This window comes from Nonomuraea sp. NPDC050202, from assembly GCF_040656115.1.
Classification (GTDB): Bacteria; Actinomycetota; Actinomycetes; order Streptosporangiales; family Streptosporangiaceae; genus Nonomuraea.
On sequence record NZ_JBFALF010000018.1, the window covers coordinates 102911 to 121261 of the forward strand.

General features: G+C 75.0%; 16 protein-coding genes. 4 read left to right on the forward strand and 12 right to left on the reverse strand.

Annotated elements, in window-relative coordinates; all coding sequences use genetic code 11:
• Positions 1 to 67: 67 nt before the first annotated feature.
• The 3 genes from AB0I79_RS36900 (at position 68) to AB0I79_RS36910 (ending at position 2093) form a co-directional block, all read left to right on the forward strand.
• A complete protein-coding gene (locus tag AB0I79_RS36900; protein WP_357883637.1) occupies positions 68 to 379 on the forward strand; it encodes a 2Fe-2S iron-sulfur cluster binding domain-containing protein in 312 nt (103 codons plus the stop codon).
• 48 nt (positions 380 to 427) lie between these two features.
• Positions 428 to 1198 carry a siderophore-interacting protein gene (locus tag AB0I79_RS36905; protein WP_357883990.1) on the forward strand — a complete coding sequence of 257 codons (771 nt, stop codon included), beginning with the start codon at positions 428 to 430 and terminating at the stop codon, positions 1196 to 1198.
• A 64-nt stretch (positions 1199 to 1262) separates the two neighbouring features.
• The gene (locus tag AB0I79_RS36910) at positions 1263 to 2093 is read left to right on the forward strand and encodes a helix-turn-helix transcriptional regulator (RefSeq protein WP_357883641.1); all 831 of its coding nucleotides are present in this window, start codon (positions 1263 to 1265) and stop codon (positions 2091 to 2093) included.
• Between the two features lie 6 nt (positions 2094 to 2099).
• On the opposite strand, the gene AB0I79_RS36915 is transcribed toward AB0I79_RS36910, so the two are convergent.
• A complete protein-coding gene (locus AB0I79_RS36915) occupies positions 2100 to 3008 on the reverse strand; it encodes an NADP-dependent oxidoreductase (RefSeq protein ID WP_357883644.1) in 909 nt (302 codons plus the stop codon).
• Positions 3009 to 3182: 174 nt separating this feature from the next.
• Positions 3183 to 3788 carry a TetR/AcrR family transcriptional regulator gene (locus tag AB0I79_RS36920; protein ID WP_357883646.1) on the reverse strand — a complete coding sequence of 202 codons (606 nt, stop codon included), beginning with the start codon at positions 3786 to 3788 and terminating at the stop codon, positions 3183 to 3185.
• 64 nt (positions 3789 to 3852) lie between these two features.
• On the opposite strand from AB0I79_RS36920, the gene AB0I79_RS36925 reads away from it, so the two are divergent.
• Positions 3853 to 4260, forward strand: coding sequence for a RidA family protein (locus AB0I79_RS36925; protein ID WP_357883649.1), 408 nt, complete (start codon positions 3853 to 3855; stop codon positions 4258 to 4260).
• A 108-nt stretch (positions 4261 to 4368) separates the two neighbouring features.
• Here the strand turns inward: AB0I79_RS36925 and AB0I79_RS36930 are convergent, their stop codons facing one another.
• From AB0I79_RS36930 to AB0I79_RS36975, 10 genes are all read right to left on the reverse strand, one after another.
• A complete protein-coding gene (locus AB0I79_RS36930) occupies positions 4369 to 5550 on the reverse strand; it encodes a thiopeptide maturation pyridine synthase (RefSeq protein ID WP_357883652.1) in 1182 nt (393 codons plus the stop codon).
• Positions 5538 to 6569 (reverse strand): lantibiotic dehydratase C-terminal domain-containing protein, encoded by a 1032-nt coding sequence (locus AB0I79_RS36935; RefSeq protein WP_357883655.1) that lies wholly within the window; start codon positions 6567 to 6569, stop codon positions 5538 to 5540. The genes AB0I79_RS36930 and AB0I79_RS36935 overlap by 13 nt, the downstream gene beginning before the upstream one ends.
• A gap of 8 nt (positions 6570 to 6577) precedes the next feature.
• Positions 6578 to 6808, reverse strand: a complete 231-nt coding sequence (locus AB0I79_RS36940) for a hypothetical protein (RefSeq protein WP_357883658.1) — start codon at positions 6806 to 6808, stop codon at positions 6578 to 6580.
• 69 nt (positions 6809 to 6877) lie between these two features.
• Positions 6878 to 9664, reverse strand: a complete 2787-nt coding sequence (locus AB0I79_RS36945; protein ID WP_357883661.1) for a lantibiotic dehydratase — start codon at positions 9662 to 9664, stop codon at positions 6878 to 6880.
• A 118-nt stretch (positions 9665 to 9782) separates the two neighbouring features.
• The gene (locus AB0I79_RS36950) at positions 9783 to 9962 is read right to left on the reverse strand and encodes a hypothetical protein (RefSeq protein WP_185103968.1); all 180 of its coding nucleotides are present in this window, start codon (positions 9960 to 9962) and stop codon (positions 9783 to 9785) included.
• A gap of 45 nt (positions 9963 to 10007) precedes the next feature.
• A complete protein-coding gene (locus AB0I79_RS36955) occupies positions 10008 to 11873 on the reverse strand; it encodes a hypothetical protein (RefSeq protein WP_357883664.1) in 1866 nt (621 codons plus the stop codon).
• A gap of 34 nt (positions 11874 to 11907) precedes the next feature.
• On the reverse strand, positions 11908 to 13875 hold the full coding sequence (locus AB0I79_RS36960) for a TOMM precursor leader peptide-binding protein (RefSeq protein WP_357883668.1): 1968 nt from the start codon (positions 13873 to 13875) through the stop codon (positions 11908 to 11910).
• Positions 13868 to 15925 carry a hypothetical protein gene (locus AB0I79_RS36965; RefSeq protein WP_357883671.1) on the reverse strand — a complete coding sequence of 686 codons (2058 nt, stop codon included), beginning with the start codon at positions 15923 to 15925 and terminating at the stop codon, positions 13868 to 13870. The genes AB0I79_RS36960 and AB0I79_RS36965 overlap by 8 nt, the downstream gene beginning before the upstream one ends.
• A 239-nt stretch (positions 15926 to 16164) precedes the next feature.
• Positions 16165 to 17853, reverse strand: coding sequence for a multicopper oxidase family protein (locus AB0I79_RS36970; protein WP_357883674.1), 1689 nt, complete (start codon positions 17851 to 17853; stop codon positions 16165 to 16167).
• Entirely contained in the window at positions 17837 to 18304 is a 468-nt protein-coding gene (locus AB0I79_RS36975; RefSeq protein WP_357883678.1) for a hypothetical protein, read from the reverse strand. Before AB0I79_RS36975 ends, AB0I79_RS36970 begins: the two co-directional genes overlap by 17 nt.
• Positions 18305 to 18351 lie beyond the last annotated feature (47 nt).

Below are 18351 nucleotides of genomic sequence, written 5' to 3' on the forward strand. Positions count from 1 at the left end.
CGACCTCCTGCTGAAGAGCGCTGAAAGCGAGTAGCGCCAGAACTGAATAATTGCTCATAATAGTGCCATGAGCAGGCAAAACACGCCACTCGCTGATCGTCCGCCGACCCTTCGGCGGCCTCGCGAGGTCTCCGTCGAACAGGTCCTCGCCGGGAAACGACGGGATCGGGCCGCTGTTCCTCATCCCCGGCTGCCGGCCGCCCTGACCCACGCCGGCCTGCCCGTGCCCGCCGGATGCCGGGAAGGCGTCTGCGGCAGCTGCGAGCTGACCGTCCTGGAGGGCGAGCCCGAGCACCGCGACGACCCCGGCGCCGCGCCCGGCCGCATGCACGCGTGCGTGTCCCGCTCGCTGTCATCCCGCCTTGTCATCGACCTGTGAGGAGAACACCAGGTGCTGCCGAAGGTACGCCTGCCGGAATCGCGGCACATGATCACCCTGGAGGTCGTCAGGAACACCAGGCTGAGCCCTCATTTCACGACCGTCACCCTCGGCGGCCCCGAGCTGGAGCGGCTGCGCCCGATGGGCTTCGACCAGACGGTACGGCTGTTCTTCCCCCGCGAGGGCCAGGCGGGGCTCAGGATGCCGACGCTGTCGAACGAGGCCTGGATGGCGCAGGTGCTCCTGCTGCCGAAGTCGCGCCGCCCCTGGGTGCGCAACTACACGATCCGGCGGATCCGCCCCGAGGCGAACGAGGTGGACATCGAGTTCGCCCTGCACGGCGACGAGAGCCCGGCCTCGGCGTGGGCCCTGCGGGCGCGTCCCGGCGAGCCGGCGGGCATCTTCGACATGGGCATCAGCTTCCTGCCACCGCCGGACGTCTCCTGGCATCTGCTCGTCGGCGACGAGAGCGCGCTGCCCGCCATCCTGGCGATCCTGGACAGCGCGCCCGCCTCGCTCGTCGCCGAGGTCTTCCTGGAGGTGCCCGAGAGTGCGGACATCCGTACGGACGTGACGCCTGGCGCGGGCGTGCGGATCCACTGGCTGCCCCGCGACGGCGCCGGTGGCACCCCCGGCGAGCTGGCACTGGAGACCGTCAGGCGGGCGGACCTGCCCGGCGGCCGCTTCTACACCTGGGTCGCGGGCGAGTCCCGCCTGCCCACCGGGCTGCGCCGGCACCTGGTGAACGAGCGCGGCACGCCCAAGGGCGACATCGCGTTCCTCGGCTACTGGCGGCGCGGCCGGTCCAGCCCCGGCTGATCCGGCCAGGGTGGTGACGGCGTCGCCTGCCTCCCGCGTGCGCGGCCGGTACACAATGGTAACCATGCAGCTACGCGAGTTCGGCGAGTTCCTCAGGTCCCGCAGGGACCGCATCCGGCCCGGCGAGGTCGGGGTGCCGGTGGGCGCGCGGCGCCGGGTTCCCGGGCTGCGGCGGGACGAGGTGGCCGGGCTGGCCGGGCTGTCGGTCGACTACTACAACCAGCTCGAGCAGGGCCGCGGCGCGCAGCCGTCGGAGCAGATGGTGGCGGCGCTGGCCCGCGCGCTGCGGCTGACCGAGGACGAACGGTCGCACCTGTACTTCCTGGCCGGCCGCCCCGTCCCGCCGCGGCACGGCCTCGCCGCGCACGTGCACCCCGGCATGCTGGACCTCCTGGAGCGGCTGCCCGCGACCCCCGCGGCGGTGATCACCGACCTGCACGCCACGCTCGTCCAGAACCGCCTGGCCACCGCGCTGCTCGGGCCGATCAGCACGGCGCGGGGCCGGGAGGCGAGCTTCGTGTACCGCTGGTTCACCGATCCGGACGCCCGCTCCCGCTACCACCCGGACGAGCACGAGCACCAGTCCCGCGTCTTCGTCGCCGACCTGCGTGCCGTGGCGGCGCGGCGCGGCGGCGACGCGGAGGTGGCCGGCCTCGTCGGCGCGTTGCTGTCGTCCAGCGCCGAGTTCGCCGGCCTGTGGGCGCGCCAGGAGGTCGCCGTACGCCGGTCCGACCGCAAGCGGATCATGCATCCGGAGCTCGGCGCCATCGAGCTCGACTGCCTGAGCCTGCTCAGCGAGGACGGCACGCAGCGGCTGCTGTGGTTCACCGCACCGGCCGGGGGCGACGCGGCGGAGCAGCTCGCGCTGCTCGGGGTCCTGGGCGGGCATCGTTGAGCGCCGTCACGGCCGGACGATGACCTTGCCCTTGGCATGGCCGCCGGCGAGGTGGCGGAAGGCCTCGGCGGCCCGCGCCAGCGGGACCGTACGGTCGGTCACGATCTCCAGCCCCGCGGCGGCGACCTTCGCGAGCCGGCCGGCGTCGGTGCGGTGGAACACGAACTCGGCGCGCACCCCGCGATCGGCGGCCCGCCCGAGGTCCGGCGGGGTGTTGAGGCTCACCAGCAGCCCGCCAGGACGGAGCACGTCCAGCGACGCCGCCTCGGTGTCGCCTCCGATCGGGTCGATCACCACGTCCGCGTGGCCGGCTTCGGCCCGGAAATCGGCCGTGGTGTAGTCGATCACCTGGGAGGCGCCGAGCTTCGTGGCGATCCCGGCGCCCGCCGGCGAGACGGTGGTGATCACGCGGGCGCCGGCCTGGCGCGCCAGCTGGACGGCGAAGCCGCCGACCCCGCCGGCGCCGCCGTGCACCAGCACCGTCTGGCCGGCCCGCAGCTCCGCCACCTCGACCACCGCCTGCCACGCCGTCGCGGCGGCGGTCGCCAGCGCGGCGGCGAGGTGCAGCGGGACCGCGGCCGGAGCCGCGGCGAGGTTCGGGACGGGGACGGCGGCGTACTCGGCGACGGCTCCGCCGGAGATCGGATCGGTACGGGCGATCACCTGGTCCCCCGGGTTCCAGCCCGTGACGCCGGGCCCGATCCGCGCGACGGTGCCGGCGAGGTCGGTGCCCACCACGGAGGGGAAGATGATCGGGAAGTGGTCCCGGACGTGGCCTGCGCCGATCTTGACGTCGAGCGGGTTCAGCGCCGCCCCGGCGACCCGGACCAGGACCTCGCCCGGACCGGGGGCCGGCTCCGGGATCTCCTCGACGACCGGGTGCTCGCCGTACGCGGTGTGCCGCAGTGCCTTCATGGCTGTGCCTCTCTGTGCTCTCGGACCTTCCGGCAACCAACGATCGCCGGGGCCGATCGGCGCGGGAAGGCGGAGCTCACGCTGGTGACGGCGACACCCCGCTGAGCCGTGCCGGAAGAGGCGCCAGCCACGTTCGACCGATCGGCGGCACCCCGCTGAGCCGTGCCGGGGCGGTCAGAGGCGCCAGCCGCGTTCGACCGATCGGCGGCACCGTCCCGGCTCGTCGCCGGCGCTGGTGAACAGGGCGGTCAGGAGCGGCACGCCATGGGCCAGCGCCGGCTGCGGCAGGGGGCCGGTGGCGACCAGTGACGCCAGCCCGTGCCCGATGATCCAGCTCTGGGTGGCCAGCTCCAGCGGGTCGACGTCGTCGCGGAAGCGGCCGGCCGCGGTGGCCCGTTCGACGGTCCGTACCAGGTGGTGCAGCGTGTCGTCCGCGGCAGCGGCGTCCTCCAGCTCGAAGCCGGCGTCGAACATCACCCGGTAGAGGTCGGGGCCCGCCATGGCGTTGGCCAGGTAGGCGGCGCCGAGCGCGGCCAGATCCCGCACCGGATCGCGCGTCGGCGAGACCGTTGCGAGGCGGGCGGCCAGGCGGGTGAAGCCTTCCTGCCGCATCGCCGTCCACAGGCCGTCCATGCCGCCGAAGTAGGTGTAGACGGCCATGGTCGACACCCCTGTCCCGGCCACCAGCGAGCGGAGCGTGACCGGCTCCCGGGCCGCGAGCAGCTGCGCGGCGCGGTCGATGAGCAGGGAGCGGATCGCCGGGTCCTTCGTCCTCACCATGGCACCACAATACATAGCTTTGCTATGTTTACAGGAGATGCCGGACTTGCTGTGAGGAGCGAACATGACCGTGACGCTGGTCAACCCCGACGGGCTGCCGAAGCCCGAGGTCTACCGCCAGATGTCGATCGCCACCGGATCGAAGATGGTGTTCCTGGCGGGCCAGGTGGCCCGCGACGCCCAGGGCCGCCCGGTGGGCGAGGGGGACCTGGCCGCCCAGGTCGAGCAGGCCTACCTCAACATCGGCACCGCCCTCGCCGCGGCGGGCGGATCCTTCGACGACGTGGCCAAGCTGACCGTCTACGTCGTCGACTGGACGCCGGACAAGATGCCGCTGCTCGGCGAGGGGGTCGCGCGGGCGGCGGCGAAGCTGGGGGTCGACCCGGTCAAGCCGATCACGCTGCTGGGTGTCGCCGCGCTGGGAGAGCCGGACCTGCTGGTCGAGGTCGAGGCCACCGCCGTGCTCGACTGAGCGGGAACGTCCGCCCAGCTCACGTCCCCGAACGCCGAGCATGATCACGCTTGCTTGCAGTGACACGGTGCCCTCCGGTCGCGGTTGCGGCTCCTGCGCTTTCGGAGGTCACGCCAGGGGCTGGGCGCTCCGGTCCGCTTCTTCGATCCTGATCGGTCGCGCAGAGCTGAAGCGGCGCAGCGCGTCGAGCCCCGACAGGCCGTAGACGTCCTCCACCGCGTCGGCCAGCAGGTGGCAGGTCCTGAACCGGTCGAGCGGGGTGAGGCCGAGCCGGGTCAGGTGCAGGTACGTGTAGTTGAGCAGCACCCGGTAACGCCGGAAGGCCGGGTTCGCGAAGATCGCCGCGTGGTAGGCGGGGTTGTCGAAGACGAGGCGTTGCAGCTCGCTGGGCTCGCGGTGCGGCGCGGGCGGGTCGCCCGGCCGCGGCTGGAAGGCCTCTCCCGGCTCGATCGTCGGCTGGATCAGGCGGCCGTCGGCCATCATCTCCGCGATCCGCGGGCGGTACCGCTCCAGCAGGGCCGCCCACTCCCGGACGAACGGCACGGGCGGGGCGGTGACGTCGTCCAGGCAGGCGACGACGTCCCGCACGCGCTGCGTCAGGGCCGCGCGCCGCTCCCCGAAGTCGCGCTCGAAGGAGGCGCGGGCCTGCTCCGGGTCGGCCGCCCAGGTGAGGTAGCCCTCCGCGTGCATGCGGAACGACAGGTAGCTGCGGTCGATGCGCTGGGAGGTGTGCGCGATCGTCAGCATGAGGCTCAGCGCCAGCCCGAGCCTGCCGTCGCGGCCCGCGCGCAGGTGCTCCAGCATGCCGAACAGCAGCGGGGTGGCGTCGGTGTAGAACGCGGCGAGCAGGTCGGCCTCGTCGTCGCTGCCGAGCACGTGGCGGCGCGAGTCGTACGGCGCGTCGCGGATGGAGTTGTCCGGCGGCCACGGGGTGAGCGGGCCGCGCTCCTGCTCGCGCAGGGCGAGCAGGCGGTGCCTGTCCAGGCTGGCGGCCGGGTCGAGCGCGGCCGTCGAGGGGTGCTCGCGCAGGTAGGCGCCGACGATCTCGGTCACGCGGGGGCGCACGACCTGCTCCCAGACGGCCGGGGACGCCTTGACGTTGATCCGCAGGTGCGGGCCCTGCCGCCAGTGACGCAGCACGTACGCCGCCGCCACCTGGCCGCGCAACCCGTCGAACAGCGGGCGGACGGCGTCCAGAAGCAGGCCGTCCTTGTCGGGGGCGTGGTAGTAGACGTGCACGCAGTGCCAGGTGGGGGTGTCGGATGCGGGCGAGCGGGTCAGGGGGACCACCTCCGGGGGTCGGCGAGGCCGGCGACGGCGCGGGCCGCCAGGAAGGACGTGTGCTGCTCGGCTCCGGCGCGCAGTCCCAGCCGGTTGTGGAACAGGTGGACGCAGCGCATCAGGATCAGGGAGACCGTGCGGCGCTCGGGCGGCGCGGCCAGGGCGAGGAACGCGTGCGGGGAGCCCGGGTCGAGGGGGGCGCAGCGGCCTGCGGCGTGCAGGGCGTCGAGGTCGGCCCGTAGCGCGCGGATCGAGGACGCCCACGTGGCCAGCAGGCCGGTGCCGGTGTCGGGCGCCTCCCAGAGGGTGCGGGTCTGGGCGAGCAGGGCGGTTTCGCGGCGCCGCCAGTCTTCCTCCATGGCGGAGCGCGTCCCGGTGGACGCCGCCGCTGGAGGCACCGTCCCGGTGGACGCCGTCCCGAGAGACGGCGCCCCGAGAGACGCAGTCCCGGGAGACGCAGTCCCGGAGGGGGCGCCGGGAGACGCCGTACCGGACGGTGGTGCGTTCGTCTGGCGGGCGGCGGTGGCCAGGCGGTGGGCGGCGGCGGGCAGGTCCGGCTCGCACGCGGCGATCGCGATCGTGAGCGCGGCCAGGCCGATAGCCGTGCGGCGGCCCATGTCCGTACCGGCGCGCAGCACGTCCAGCGCGAGCCGGCTCGACACCGCGAAGTGCCGTTCGGCGGCGGCCACGCAGGCGGCGTCGCCGTACGCCTCGTGCTCGGGCCGGTAGCCGATGAACGCCACCGAGCCGGCCGGGTGGAGTTGCTCGTCGTAGCTGGTACGCCGCTCGCCCCTGGCCATGGCGGCGGCGAAGGCGCGGTAGGTCGCCGCGTCGACCTGAGGGGACGGGTGCTCGGCGAAGTGAGCCGCCGCCCGCTCGCGGATCAGGTCGCGGACGCGCGGCCGCCGGGCGGGGTCCGGCACCTCCAGCCGGAGCCGCACGTGCTGGCCGCCCTCCCAGTAGCGCAGGAAGAAGGCGCCGCGGGCCGTGCCGTCCGCCGCCAGCTCCCGCGTCACCGGGTCCACCACGCCGGTGATCAGCGGGTCGAGGTCGCCGAAATGGAACAGGTGCGCACCGACCCAAAGTCCCTCGGCATCGTCCTGGGTATCGGCGGCACCTGCCAGGCGCTCCTCAGCACCGCCCCGAGCACCGGCGGCGCCAGCCGGACGCTCCTCGGCACCACCCCGAGCACCGGCGGCGCCAGCCAGGCGCTCCTCGGCACCACCCCGAGCACCAGCGGCCGGGCCGGGCAGGCGTTCCCCTCCATCGCCCCACACAGTCCTGGCGTCAGAGCGGCGGGGGTGGGCGTCGCCGCTCGTGTCCGTACGGGCCGCTGTCATGGGCGGCCCGGCTTCGCGGAGAGCTGCACGACGTACTCGGTGACGCGGGCGTCAGCGCCGTACCGGGGTGCCTGGTAGGGGTCGGGCAGGGCCTCTTCGAGGACGAGCAGCGCGCCGGGGTCGCGCAGCGCGCGAACGAAGCCGCTCAGCAGCAGCAGGTCGGTGACGTCCACGTACATGGGCTTGCGGTCCTTGCTCAGCAGCCCCGCCAGCAGGCCGTTCCCCAGGTCCACCACCCGGGCGAAGAAGCGGCGGGGCACCCCGTGCAGCGCCAGCCACCCGGCCAGCCTGGGCAGGTACGCCGCCTCGCTCTCGCCCTTGGCCGGCACCGGGAACGCGCCGGCCCGCAGCCGCCAGACCGCCCGCGCGACCGTCACCCGTCCGACGTCCATCCGCGGCCAGCGCTCCACCACGCCCTCGGCAGGCGGCTCGCTCCGGGTGCGGAACACCCAGCCGGGCACCATCGCCGTGGACGGCTCGCCGAACGCCCGCACCAGGAACTGCAGCCAGGGCGGCAGCCAGTACTGGGCGGTCATGCCCAGATGGACCGGCCTGACCTGGCGGCCCGCGCGGTCGAACAGGGCCAGCCGTTCGCAGCCCGGGTCGTAGCCGACGGTGAGGTCCGCCGGGGCGACGCTCGGGAGGTGCGCGTCGGGGGCGGTGAAGGGGTGGTCGAGGGCCAGATCGGCCGTGGCGGGGCGGACGTTGAGGCCGCCGCCGACGAGGCCGCGGCACTCGGCCACCATGACGTCCCCCTGCGCCGCCCGCAGGCCGTCGGCGGGTGGCGCGTCGCCGCCGGCCAGGGTGACCAGGCGGTGCAGCCGCGACAGGCCGCGCCCGTACCCGGCGGAGATCGAGTTGACGACCGCGCGCACACCGCCGGGCCCCGGCACGGCCTGCAGATAGCAGCAGATCGACCCCGGCGGACGGACGAAGCTCGGCCACTCCTGCGCCAGCGCCTTCAGCCGGGCCGCGGTGAGATCCACCGACTCCCGGGTTCCGAGGTCCGCGCTGTGCGTACCAGGACCCGCGCTGTGAGTTCCGGGGCTCGTGTTGTGAGTTCCTGGACCGGCGCCGATCCGTTCCCAGAAGCCTCGCCGCAGCTCTGTGAGCCGGGTGAGGCCCGGCGGCGGCTCGGCGTCCGGCAGCGCGCGGACGCCCGCGACCGGGTCGCGCAGCATGGCGCGCAGCAGCGCTCCGCCCGCGCCCGGCGCCTCGCGGTGGATCTCGCGGTAGAGGTCCACCGCGGGGATCCGGGCGCCGGGGCCGTGACGGTCCAGGAAGAACGCGGTGGCGGCGATCTTGACGGGCAGGTCGGGGTCGAACAGGCCGAGCAGCCCGCGCAGCGCGTCGAGGTCGTCGCAGACCCCGCGCCAGGCCGTCGCGTTCAGCCGTCCCGCGACGCCGGGTATGACGGCGCTGTGCCACAGCAGGTTCTTGTCGGGCAGTGACGGCCCGGGCGGCAGCACCTCCCGCAACGCCGACCGGATGACCGCGGCCGCCTCAGCGCCGTCCCCGGCGACGCCGTCACGCCGCAGCACCGCATGAACGGCTCCGGCGGCCTCGTCGCCGTCACGCGACACCGCAAGTACGTCCCCGGCCGCCTCGTCGCCGTTACGTGACTGCACAGGTACGTCCCCGGCAGCCTCGCCGCGGTCACGCAGTGCCTCGGCGACCCGGCCCACGGCCCGCGCGTACGGGGTAGGGCCGTCCGCCGCGAGCCATGCCGCCAGCTCCCCCACCGGGTCGGGGCCCTGCTCGTCGTACGGCGGGACGTACTCCAGCAGCCCCGCCTCCGCCAGCGGCTCGATCCCGGGGGCCGCGGCGAGGGTGGCGGTCTCCCGCCCGCGCACCCAGTCGAGGGCCTGCCGGACGTCGGGGCTCGCCGGCACGCCGGCCAGCGGCTCGCCGTGCCCGGGGCTGAGGAACCAGATCCGGTTCCCGTCGTCGGCGGCGGACGGGTTGACGCGCAGCCGGGCCCGCTCCCGTACCCGCCGGTGCCGGGTGAGCACCGCCCACAGCGGGCGCAGGACCGCCCGGTCGAGCTCGGCCATGAGCTGCCAGGACGGCTCGCCGCCCGTCCGCACCGCCGGCCCGTCCGGCTCCCACCGGCCCAGGCCGCTGAGCGTGAACGTGGCGTACGGGCTGGTCTTGACGCTCGCGCGGGCGAGGTAGCGGGCCAGCCGCAGCAGCTCCTGCCGTTCGGGCGGGCGGTCGGCGGGGCCGGCGAGCCAGGCTTCGAGCCTGCCGGCCAGCACCGCGCTGCCCTGCGCGAGGCCGTGGCGGAAGCCGGCGTCGGACACCGCCTCGCGCAGCACCGCCGTCTTCTCCCGCGACTCCGCCGCCAGCACGGCGGGCAGCGCCGCGCGCAGCTCCTCCGCCCGGCGCCACAGGGCGGTCCACGCGCCGATCCTGGCGGCCAGGCCCGCGGGCAGAGCCGCCAGCACCTCGGCGGACGCGGCCCGGCCGCTCGGGCGGCGTCCCGCGAACACCGCGCGCCGCAGCGCCACCAGGCCCGCCTTCAGCGGGCCCGCCGCCACGCCGCCGATCACCTCGTGCAGCGGATCGGACAGCTCCGCGCCCTCCCGCCGCAGCCGGGCCGAGACGTCCGCCAGCTCGTCCACCAGCCGCCACGTACGGGTGCAGCGCATCCGGTCCAGCCCGGCCACCGGCAGCCCCGCGACGCGGACGGCGAGGACGGGCGAGAGTGCATAATCGGGATCAGCGAGCCTTGCAGAGTCGCCGTCCCCCGCGACGGGGACGGCGTGCGCTACCTGGGTCAATGGAACGCGCTCCTCGAAGGGTTCGTCAGGGGCCGAGGGCGCCCACTGCACGGGCGCCCTCGGCCTTGCTCGTCATCCCGGTGGCCGCGCGCGGCTCACCGGAGGGCCGACGCTGGCTCTACAGCTCCGGAGCCCAGCAGCTCATGGCCGTCAGGTACGACGAGCAGTAGCCGGGGGAGGAGGAGGCACCGGTCTCGATGGTGCCGTGGCCCTCCGCCACGATGGAGTCGGCCGAAACGACGTCGATCGAGTCGACCTCCAGGCCGCGCAGGTCGAGCTTGAGGTTCTCACTGGACATCTGTGTCTCCTTCTGAAGTGTTCTGTACGAAAAGGTCGAACAGGGTCACGTTGTCGTCGGGGCGGGCCTCACCTCCTCGTTGACCGGGGCAGGGATGGGGCGGGTCACCAGGGGCCCGCCGGTCGGTGGGGTTCCCATCGCCAGGAAGGACAGGCTCCGCAGCGGGGTTCCGGCGAGGCCGAGCGCCTCGTCGGTGGTCTCGTTCGCGCCGTCGGAGTGGATGCGGGCGGCCAGGCCCAGCGCGGTGGCGGCCAGCGCGGCCCGCTGGGCGATCAGGCCCGCCTCCATCTGCTGCATGCGGTACCAGCGGTCGCCGAACGTTCCCGCGCCCGCGACCGGGTCACCCACGGGGATCAGCACGGCGGCGGCGCCGCGCAGCGCCACCCGCGTGTTGGCCAGCAGCGGGCCCGCGGTCACGGCCTCGATCCGGACGGTGCCGGACAGCTCGTGAAGGGTGTGCCGGGCGGGGTCGTACCAGTAGGCGCCGCGCGGCAGGCCGGCCACCCGCAGGGACAGCAGGCACAGCGCGGTCGCGGCGGGTCCCGTCGCGGCGCCGGGCAGGTCGGCCGGGTAGCCGCCGCCGGCCGCCGCCAGCACAGCGCCGAGCGCTCCTCCGGGGAGCGGCACCGGGCGGTAGCCGGCCGTGGGGGACGCGCGGCGCGCCACCGCCTCGGCCGGGTTCGCGCCGGTGGTGGGTTCGGGAGCCGGAAGGGTCCGCCCCGCTCGCACGGGCAGCCGCTGCCGCAGCGCACGGTCCCTTGAGCCGACCCTGTCCGCAGAGCCGGTTTCGTACGCGGAGCCGGCCCCGTCCGCGGAGCCGGTTTCGTACGCGGAGCCGGTTTCGTACGGGGCGGTTTCACCCGAGGACCCGGCCGCGTACGGAGCGCCCCCGTCCGGGGGCGAGCCGGGGAGAGCGAGCGCGCAGGCCCGGTGCAGGGCGGCTGCGGGGCCGTCCGGCATGGGCCTGGGCAGCGGCCTGCTCTCCCCCGCCACCGGCCGCGACATCAGCTCCCCCGCCAGGGACGGCGTCGGCGGCTCATCGGCGAGCAACGCGGCAGGCCGCATCGGCGGAACGCCGGAGGAAGGGGCGGGCTGCGACCGCGGCTCGCCGGAACGGGACGAGGGCCGCGCGCCGCTGGGCGGCAGGGTGAGGGTGAGCACGGCGAGCGTGGCTTCGCGGGTGCCGTCGAGTCCGAGCAGCCGGTCCACCTCGCCGTCCGGGAACCGCAGGCCGGCCCGGGCCGCCAGGCCCAGCCGCTCGCCCACGGCCAGCACCTGGGCGATGAGCACGCCGGTCTCCTGGCAGATCAGGCGGTAGCCGAAGTCGCCGTACTTGAACATCGACCGCCAGAACACCGCGGACAGGACGATCGCCAGGTCCGCTGGGGGAGCATCGGTGAGCAGGCCGGTCAGCGCCGGGACGTGGTCGCCGTCGCGAAGGCGCTCCAGCACGTGGTGCACCGGGTCGTAGTGGTACAGCGCGGCAGGCAGGTGCGGCTCCCCGACGGGCAGGTATGGTTCCCCGACGGGCAGGCGCGACTCGCCTGCGTGCAGGAGCGGCTCGCCGATGGCCACGTACGCCTCGATGGGGTAGAGCCCGCCGCCCGACGGCGCGGGTCGGCCGGTGAGCAGCATGGGAGGCCGCCCCGAAGGCTCGCCGCCGTCGTCGAGGTGGTGGGACCACACGATCCTGGTCATGCCGAGCAGGTCCCGCAGCAGCTCGCCGAGCAGGCCGGCGCCCTGGTGCCGGCCGGCGGTCCAGGGCAGCCGGACACGTTCGGCGCCGGGATAACGCTTGTGCCGGGTCGGCGCGGCCGACCAGTCGATGGACAGCGGGCCGCGGTCGCGCATGGCGGCCAGGTAGCGGCTCGTGGCCGCGCCGGGCGCGCTCGTCGCCGGGGTCGTGTGCACGCGGGGTCTGCCTCCTTCCTACGGCGGGGACCGGTCAGGGGAACGGGTGCGGGTACGGGTTCAGCTCCTCGGGCCGCAGGTCGCGGTCGCGGTGGCCGAGGATCCTCGGCAGGCTCGGCAGCCGGGGCAGGCCGTGCACGCGCCGGTAGCGGTGCCCGAACGTCATGGACAGGGTCCCCGGCACGATGACCTTCGCGGCGTGCATGCCGCACGCCCGCGCCTCGGGCGAGGTGATGTCGACGGCGATGACGTCGAGCCCGCCGGCCAGGTAGCGGCCCGCCAGCTCGGCCACGTCCGCGCAGAGGTCGTCGTGCTCCGGCCACGCCGTCCGGGCCGTCACCTCGGCCAACGTCAGCGCGGGCCCCTCCAGCGGCAGGAAGCCCAGCCTGCCGAACGCGTCCGGGTGGGCGTAGGTGAGGGGATGGTGCTCCAGCAGGCGCACCTGGTCGGAGTCCGCCACGAGCCGCGCCGAGGACGCCGGGTCGTAGCGTTCGAGGTGGCTGGCCAGCATGGGGCCGAGGTCCTCCAGCGCCCTGCGCAGCGCGCGTTCCGGATCGAGGTGCGAGGCGGAGCCGCACAGCGCCCGCGGCCGGTCCGGCCGGTCCAGGGCGTCGACGGCCATCACCCAGAACACCGGCACCCGCTGCTCCAGCAGCGCGGCGAACGCGTGCACCTCGTAGCCGAGCCGGTCCCGCACCCGCTGGGCGAGCATCGGGATGCGGCGGTCGGCCGCCGAGCCGAGGTCCACCCGCGGGATGGGCAGGCGGGCGTACCAGGTGGCCAGGGCCGCGTCCCGCTCGGCCACCTCCAGCAGGCCGTACAGGATCGCCTCCGCCGGGTGGCCGCCCAGGGCGCAGCCGTTGGAGCACTCGTAGGCATAGCCGAGGTCGTCGCGGGGGCGGGGGCCGAAGAAGGCGTAGCTCTCCGGCACCAGGACCGGGGCGTCGCGGCCGAACGAGTACGCCCACACCCAGGTCGTGGGGCGTTCTGGGGCGAAGCGGGTGAACAGGAAGCCGGGTTGGTCGTACCAGTCGTCGGGGTAGAGGCCCAGCGTGCGCGGGTCGAGGGCATGGTCGGCGACGTCCGCGTACGCGGCGCGGACGGTGGTCCGCCGGCTGCGGGGGTGGATGCCGGCGATGCGCTCCAGGGCCTCGGCGACGGCGGTGGCGCGGGCCGAGGCGAAGTCGTCGCTGCGGCCGTAGCCGTGGTGGCTCTCGTGCTCGGTGCGGGCCGGGCTGAGCCGGGCGACCGCCATCGGGCCACCGCCGCGTTCCTGTGCGACCAGGGCCTGCACGATGCCGGTCTCCGCGTCGACGAACCGCTGCTCCAGCTCCGCCTCCCGGCCGGTGATCCGCCCGACCCGGTACGTCCAGGGGTCCGGCTTGGGGGCCGGGCGCGGGACGTAGCGGCCTGCGTGCGGGCCGTCGTCCTGGCGGGCGCCGCAGTCGGGGCAGAGCGGGTCGGGCAGGAACGCGTGGCGGCGCACCGCGGCGGTGGGCAGGAGGACCTTCAGCAGCGCGCCGGCGGTACGGGCGGAGCCGGGGTCGTGCCGCAGCCGGCGCACCTCGTCGGCGACGAGCGCGGCCACCGTACGCGAGACGAGCGGGGTGAGCAGGGCGCTGGGCCGCGAGTCCAGGTCTTCGGCCCACTTTGCGCGCAGCGCGTCACGGGCCTGCGCGTCCGGGCGGTTGCCCGCGCGCCTGCGCGCCACGCAGGTCGGGCAGCCGGGACGGGACGGGCGGACGGCCGGGCCCACCAGCGCCCAGCCGGCCTCGACGCGCACCGGCAGCCACGGCACGTCCCGCTCGGCCGCACGTCGCGCCACCGCGGGGTACGGCCGCATGTCGTCGGCGTCGCTCGCGACGACGATCGCACCGCCTCCCGGTCCGGCGGCGGTGGCGAGGGCCGCGCGGATGGCGGCGTGCAGGCGGCCCTCGCCGAGGACGGTCACCCGGTCGGGGTCCGCGCCGGACGGGACCGGGGTGATGGTGGCCTCAGTCATCGAGCAGGACGACTCGGATGACGAACGGCAGCAGCCGGGCCGCCTCTGGATCGCCGTCGAGCGGCACCGCCACCGGCACCTTGCCCGCGCGGCGCAGCGCGCCGGCCATCGTCCGCACGGCCTCGGAGGGGTCGCCGTCCGGTGGCCAGAGCGGACATCTGGCGGCGTACGCGGGTTGCCCGGCGGTGCGGGACTGCCAGCGGAGCAGCAGCCGTTCCAGGCCGTCGCGCAGCGCGTCGGGGACGGTGGCGGCCACCGACACGACCGTCCCCAGTCCGGGGGTCGTCAGGGTGACGGCCGGCGCGCCGAAGGCCGCCGTGTGGTCGCGGACGCACGGTGTCTCGCCGGCCAGGACGAGCTGTCGCAGCAACGCCTCCGCGGCCGGGTCGTCCCGGGGTTCCACCGGCGCGCTCGGTGCGGCGTGGCCGGCGGGGGCGGCTGCCAGGCGGGTGGCCAGCAGGTGCTCGCAGTGGGCCCGCAACCCGGCGGCCAGCGCCTCCAGCCAGCTCAGCCCGGCACCGGTGCCGACCGGCGGCTGCATCGCGCCCGTGCCGGTGGCGGCGGCGGTGGCCGTGGCGGCGGCGGTGGCGGTGGCGGTGGCGGCGGTGGTGAGCCGGAGGTCGGCCTTGGGTAGGTGGCGTGGCCGCCCGTCCGGCAGTTCCACGCCCCAGGCCGGGCCCTCCTCGCCCAGGTCGGATGCGAGCAGGCCGTACGTGGCGAGGGCGGCGAGCAGGCAGCGCAGCCGGGCCGTCCGCTGATCGGGGCCCCAGCCGAACGCCTGCGGTCTCGGCGCCCAGCCGGGCAGCAGGCAGAGCGGGTCGGAGACGACCGCCTGGCACACCGCCAGCGGGGACTGCACCAGCGCCTGCTCGTCCAGCATGCCGAGCACGCCCGACCGGGAGTCGACCAGTTCGGCGGTGAGAGCGAGCAGCCCGTCCGCGTGCCGGGAGGCCGCCTCCGCCACCACGACCGGCCCCGAAGCCGCCGCCTCCGGTCCGGGCGTCGCCAGCGCCTTCGTCAGGCCCTCGACCGCTTCGGGGCCTCCGCCGGGGCGGGCGGCCGCACGCGGATGGGGCAGGAACCGGTGCGGGAGCGTGTCGAGAGTGCGCAGGTCGATCCGGGTGAGCGCGCGTTCAGGGGTCGTGTCGAGCCCGGTCACGTGGGAGAAGCAGGCGAGCGCCAGTACGGCGGCGACCACCGTGGGCACCGGCCCCGCCAGCAGGTCCTCGTCCGCAGTGACCGGAGCCGAGGCGGGCAGCCCGGCCAGGCGATGCCAGCCCGACTCCCCCGCGGTCTGCGCGGGCCGTCCCACCTGGCTGAGCCAGACCTCCGCCGGGCCGACCAGCGCCTGTCCCAGCACGACCCCGGCCGCCTCGCAGGCGCGGGCCGTCGCCACCAGGTCATCGAGGTCCGCGCTGACCTGGAGCACGACGTCGGCGTCCCCGGCGATCGTCCGGCCGAGCACCTCCGCATCACCGGCGGAGGAGCCGCCCGGGCCGGAGGAGCCTGCCATGTCGGAGGGGAGCGTGTGGATCTCCTGGGCGGGGTCGCGGCGGGCGGCTTCGGCGGCCTGGACGACCCGCCCGGGATCGGGGCAGATCACCGTGACCCGCCGCCATCCCGCGCCGACGCACGCCCCCGCCAGCGCCTCCAGCAGCGGGCCTGAGCCGGTCAGCACCAGGTGGGCGCGGCGGATGCGTTCGAAGCGCGACTCCGGCGAGTCCAGCGCGTACCCGATGAAGGCGATCTCCTCCGCGTACGCCCGCAGCTCCGCCCCGCTGAGCCCGTGTGCCCGCGCCTGCCGGGCGTCCACCACGAACCGCTGCTCGGCGAGCCGCCCCACCAGTTGCTCGACCATGTCCCGCCGGTCGCCGGGAAGGTGCGCGGTGAGCTCGGCCAGCGTGTGGCGGCCGGTCAGCGCGGGCGCCAGCCTGGCGAGCCAGGCGTACGCCTGCCGCCCGCGCAGCGTGCACGCACCGTAGTCGCTGTGGACGTAGGCGCCGTCGGGGCTCTCGACGAACCGTACGTCATCCCGTAGCTGCGGTCTCATAGCCGGATCGGCTTTTGGGAGCGCTCCCATGAGTGGGATGTTACGAACGAGAAGCGTTTATGTAAACCCCAAATCACCCCTTTTAAGTGCATCCACTGACGGTTATAATCATGAAATTCCACATTTAATTACGGAATGTCACTTTCCCGATGAATGACATTTTGCTGCGCAGCACGCAGAACTCGTTCCCCACCCCAAGGCCACCTCGGCACCGGCCCAGGTGGCCGTCGCGGGCCTCGTCAGGTGATCTCGAGGTTGGCCATCATGCCCATGTCCTCGTGCTCGGCATTGTGGCAGTGGAAGAGGTAGCGGCCCCGGTAGCCGTCGAAGCGGGTGATGATCTCCACCGATTCGCCTGGGCTCAGGGAGACGGTGTCCTTGAGGCCGGCGTCGTGGGGCAGGGGCGGCCGTCCGCTGCGCGAGAGCACGCGGAAACCGACCAGGTGCAGGTGGACGGGATGGTGGACGTCCGCGATCAGCCGCCACACCTCGACGTCCCCGAGGCGGGCGGTGACGTCGGTGCGGGCCGGGTCGAACGGCAGCCCGCCGATCAGCCAGCCATGCCCGCTGTGCATCCGCCCGGTGCGGAAGGCGAAGTCGCGCACCCTGACGGCGTCCGGCCGGCGCCAGGACGGCAGATCGGTGGACAGCGTGCCGGGGACGCGGCTGTCGTCGGCCGCTTTGCGCGCCACGCGGAAGGCCATGACGTCACGCGTACGGCCGGAGCCCAGCCGGTTGAGCAGCCTGACGCGGCTCCCGACCGGGACACCCGAGAAGTCGATGATCAGATCGTAGCGTTCGGCCGGGGCGATCGGCAGCAGCCTGTGCGTGACCGGCGCCGCGAGCAGCCCCTGGTCGGCGCCGATCTGGACGAGGTCCAGCCGCCGCCCGTCGTCGCCGACCGCTTCGAGCTCGTAGTGGCGGGCGTTGGAGGCGTTCAGGACGCGCAGCCGGTAGCGGGCCGCGTCCACCTCGTGCACGGGCCACGGGGCGCCGTTGACCAGGATCACGTCGCCGAGCACCCCGGCCAGGTACGGCTCGCGCACGCCCGGCCGCTCCCGCAGGGCAGGGTCGAGGGCGGGATAGGCGAGGCCGCCGTCGGCGGCGAAGGCCCGGTCGGCGATCATGAGGGGCAGCTCGCGCGGCCCCGCGGGCAGGCCGAGCGCGTCCTCGGCGTCGTCGCGGACGATGTGCAGCCCGGCCAGGCCGCGCCAGATCGCGGGGGCGGTGAAGTCCATCCGGTGGTCGTGGTACCACAGCAGCGCCGGCCGCTGGTCGAGCGGGAAGGTGTAGTCGCGCGTCAGCTCGGTCACCACCGCCCGGGGGTCGTGCATGCCGTGCCCCGCCCCGCTCCCCGAGCCCTGCCCCGCCCCGTGCCCAGAGCTCTGCCCCGTCCCGTGCCCTGACCCGTGCCCCGAGCCGTATCCCGCCCCGTTCCCCGAACCGTGCCCGGCGTGCGTGGCGGCCCGCGCCCAGCCCCGGGGCAGGACGAGGTCGGTGGGGTACCCGTCGGAGGCCGCCGGCGTCCGGCCGCCGTGCAGGTGCACGACGGTCGGCACGGGCAGCTCGTTGCGGTGCGTCACGGTGACCTGGCGGCCGCGGCGCGACTCGATCGTGGGCCCGGGGAAGGTGCCCTCGTACGTCCACAGCGTCGTCCTGACACCGGGCAGGATCTCCGCGACGGCCTCCCGCTGGACGATCTCGTACCGGTCGGCGCCGGCCGGCTCCAGCGTGCGCGGGATCGGCAGCGGCACCTGGTACGCAGGCGGCAGCGGCACGGCGCTGCGCAGCTCGGCACCGGTGATCGCCGGCCGGCGGGCCAGCGCGGCCGAGGTGGACAGGCCGGTGGCCGCCACCAGCCCGAGCGCCCCGCCGATGCCCAGCGCCCGCCGCCGGCTCAGGCCGCGGCCCTCATCGTGCGCGCGCATCGCGAACCTCCCGCCGCAGGAGGGGCCGGCGCCAGACGGCGATGAACTGCACCACCAGCGCCACGACGGTCATCACGCCCAGCGGGATGTGCAGCCACAGCGCGCCTTCCAGCCCCGCGAAGTACTGCACCGTCTCGGCGGCCACCACCGCCGCCGTGGCCAGGAACGGCCCGGCCTGGCGCAGCCGTACCCATACCACGATCGCCGCGATGACCTGCAGGTAGCCGATGGACGTGAGCACGTCGGCGCCGATCGCGTGCCAGCGCAGGCTGTCGTAGTCGCCGGTCAGATACACCCCGGCGAACACCGGCTGCCCGGCGATCGCCACGACGTGCGCGCTGACGACGACCCGCAGCGCCCACCCCGTCCATCCCATCGACGCCGTCGTCGCCGGCGTCCTCGGTGGCGTCGTCGCCGGCGCCGGATGCGCCATGTCGGCCGCGGTGGCCATGAGGGCCCCTCCTCTTCGTTCCCGATTCACGAGCACCACCGACGATA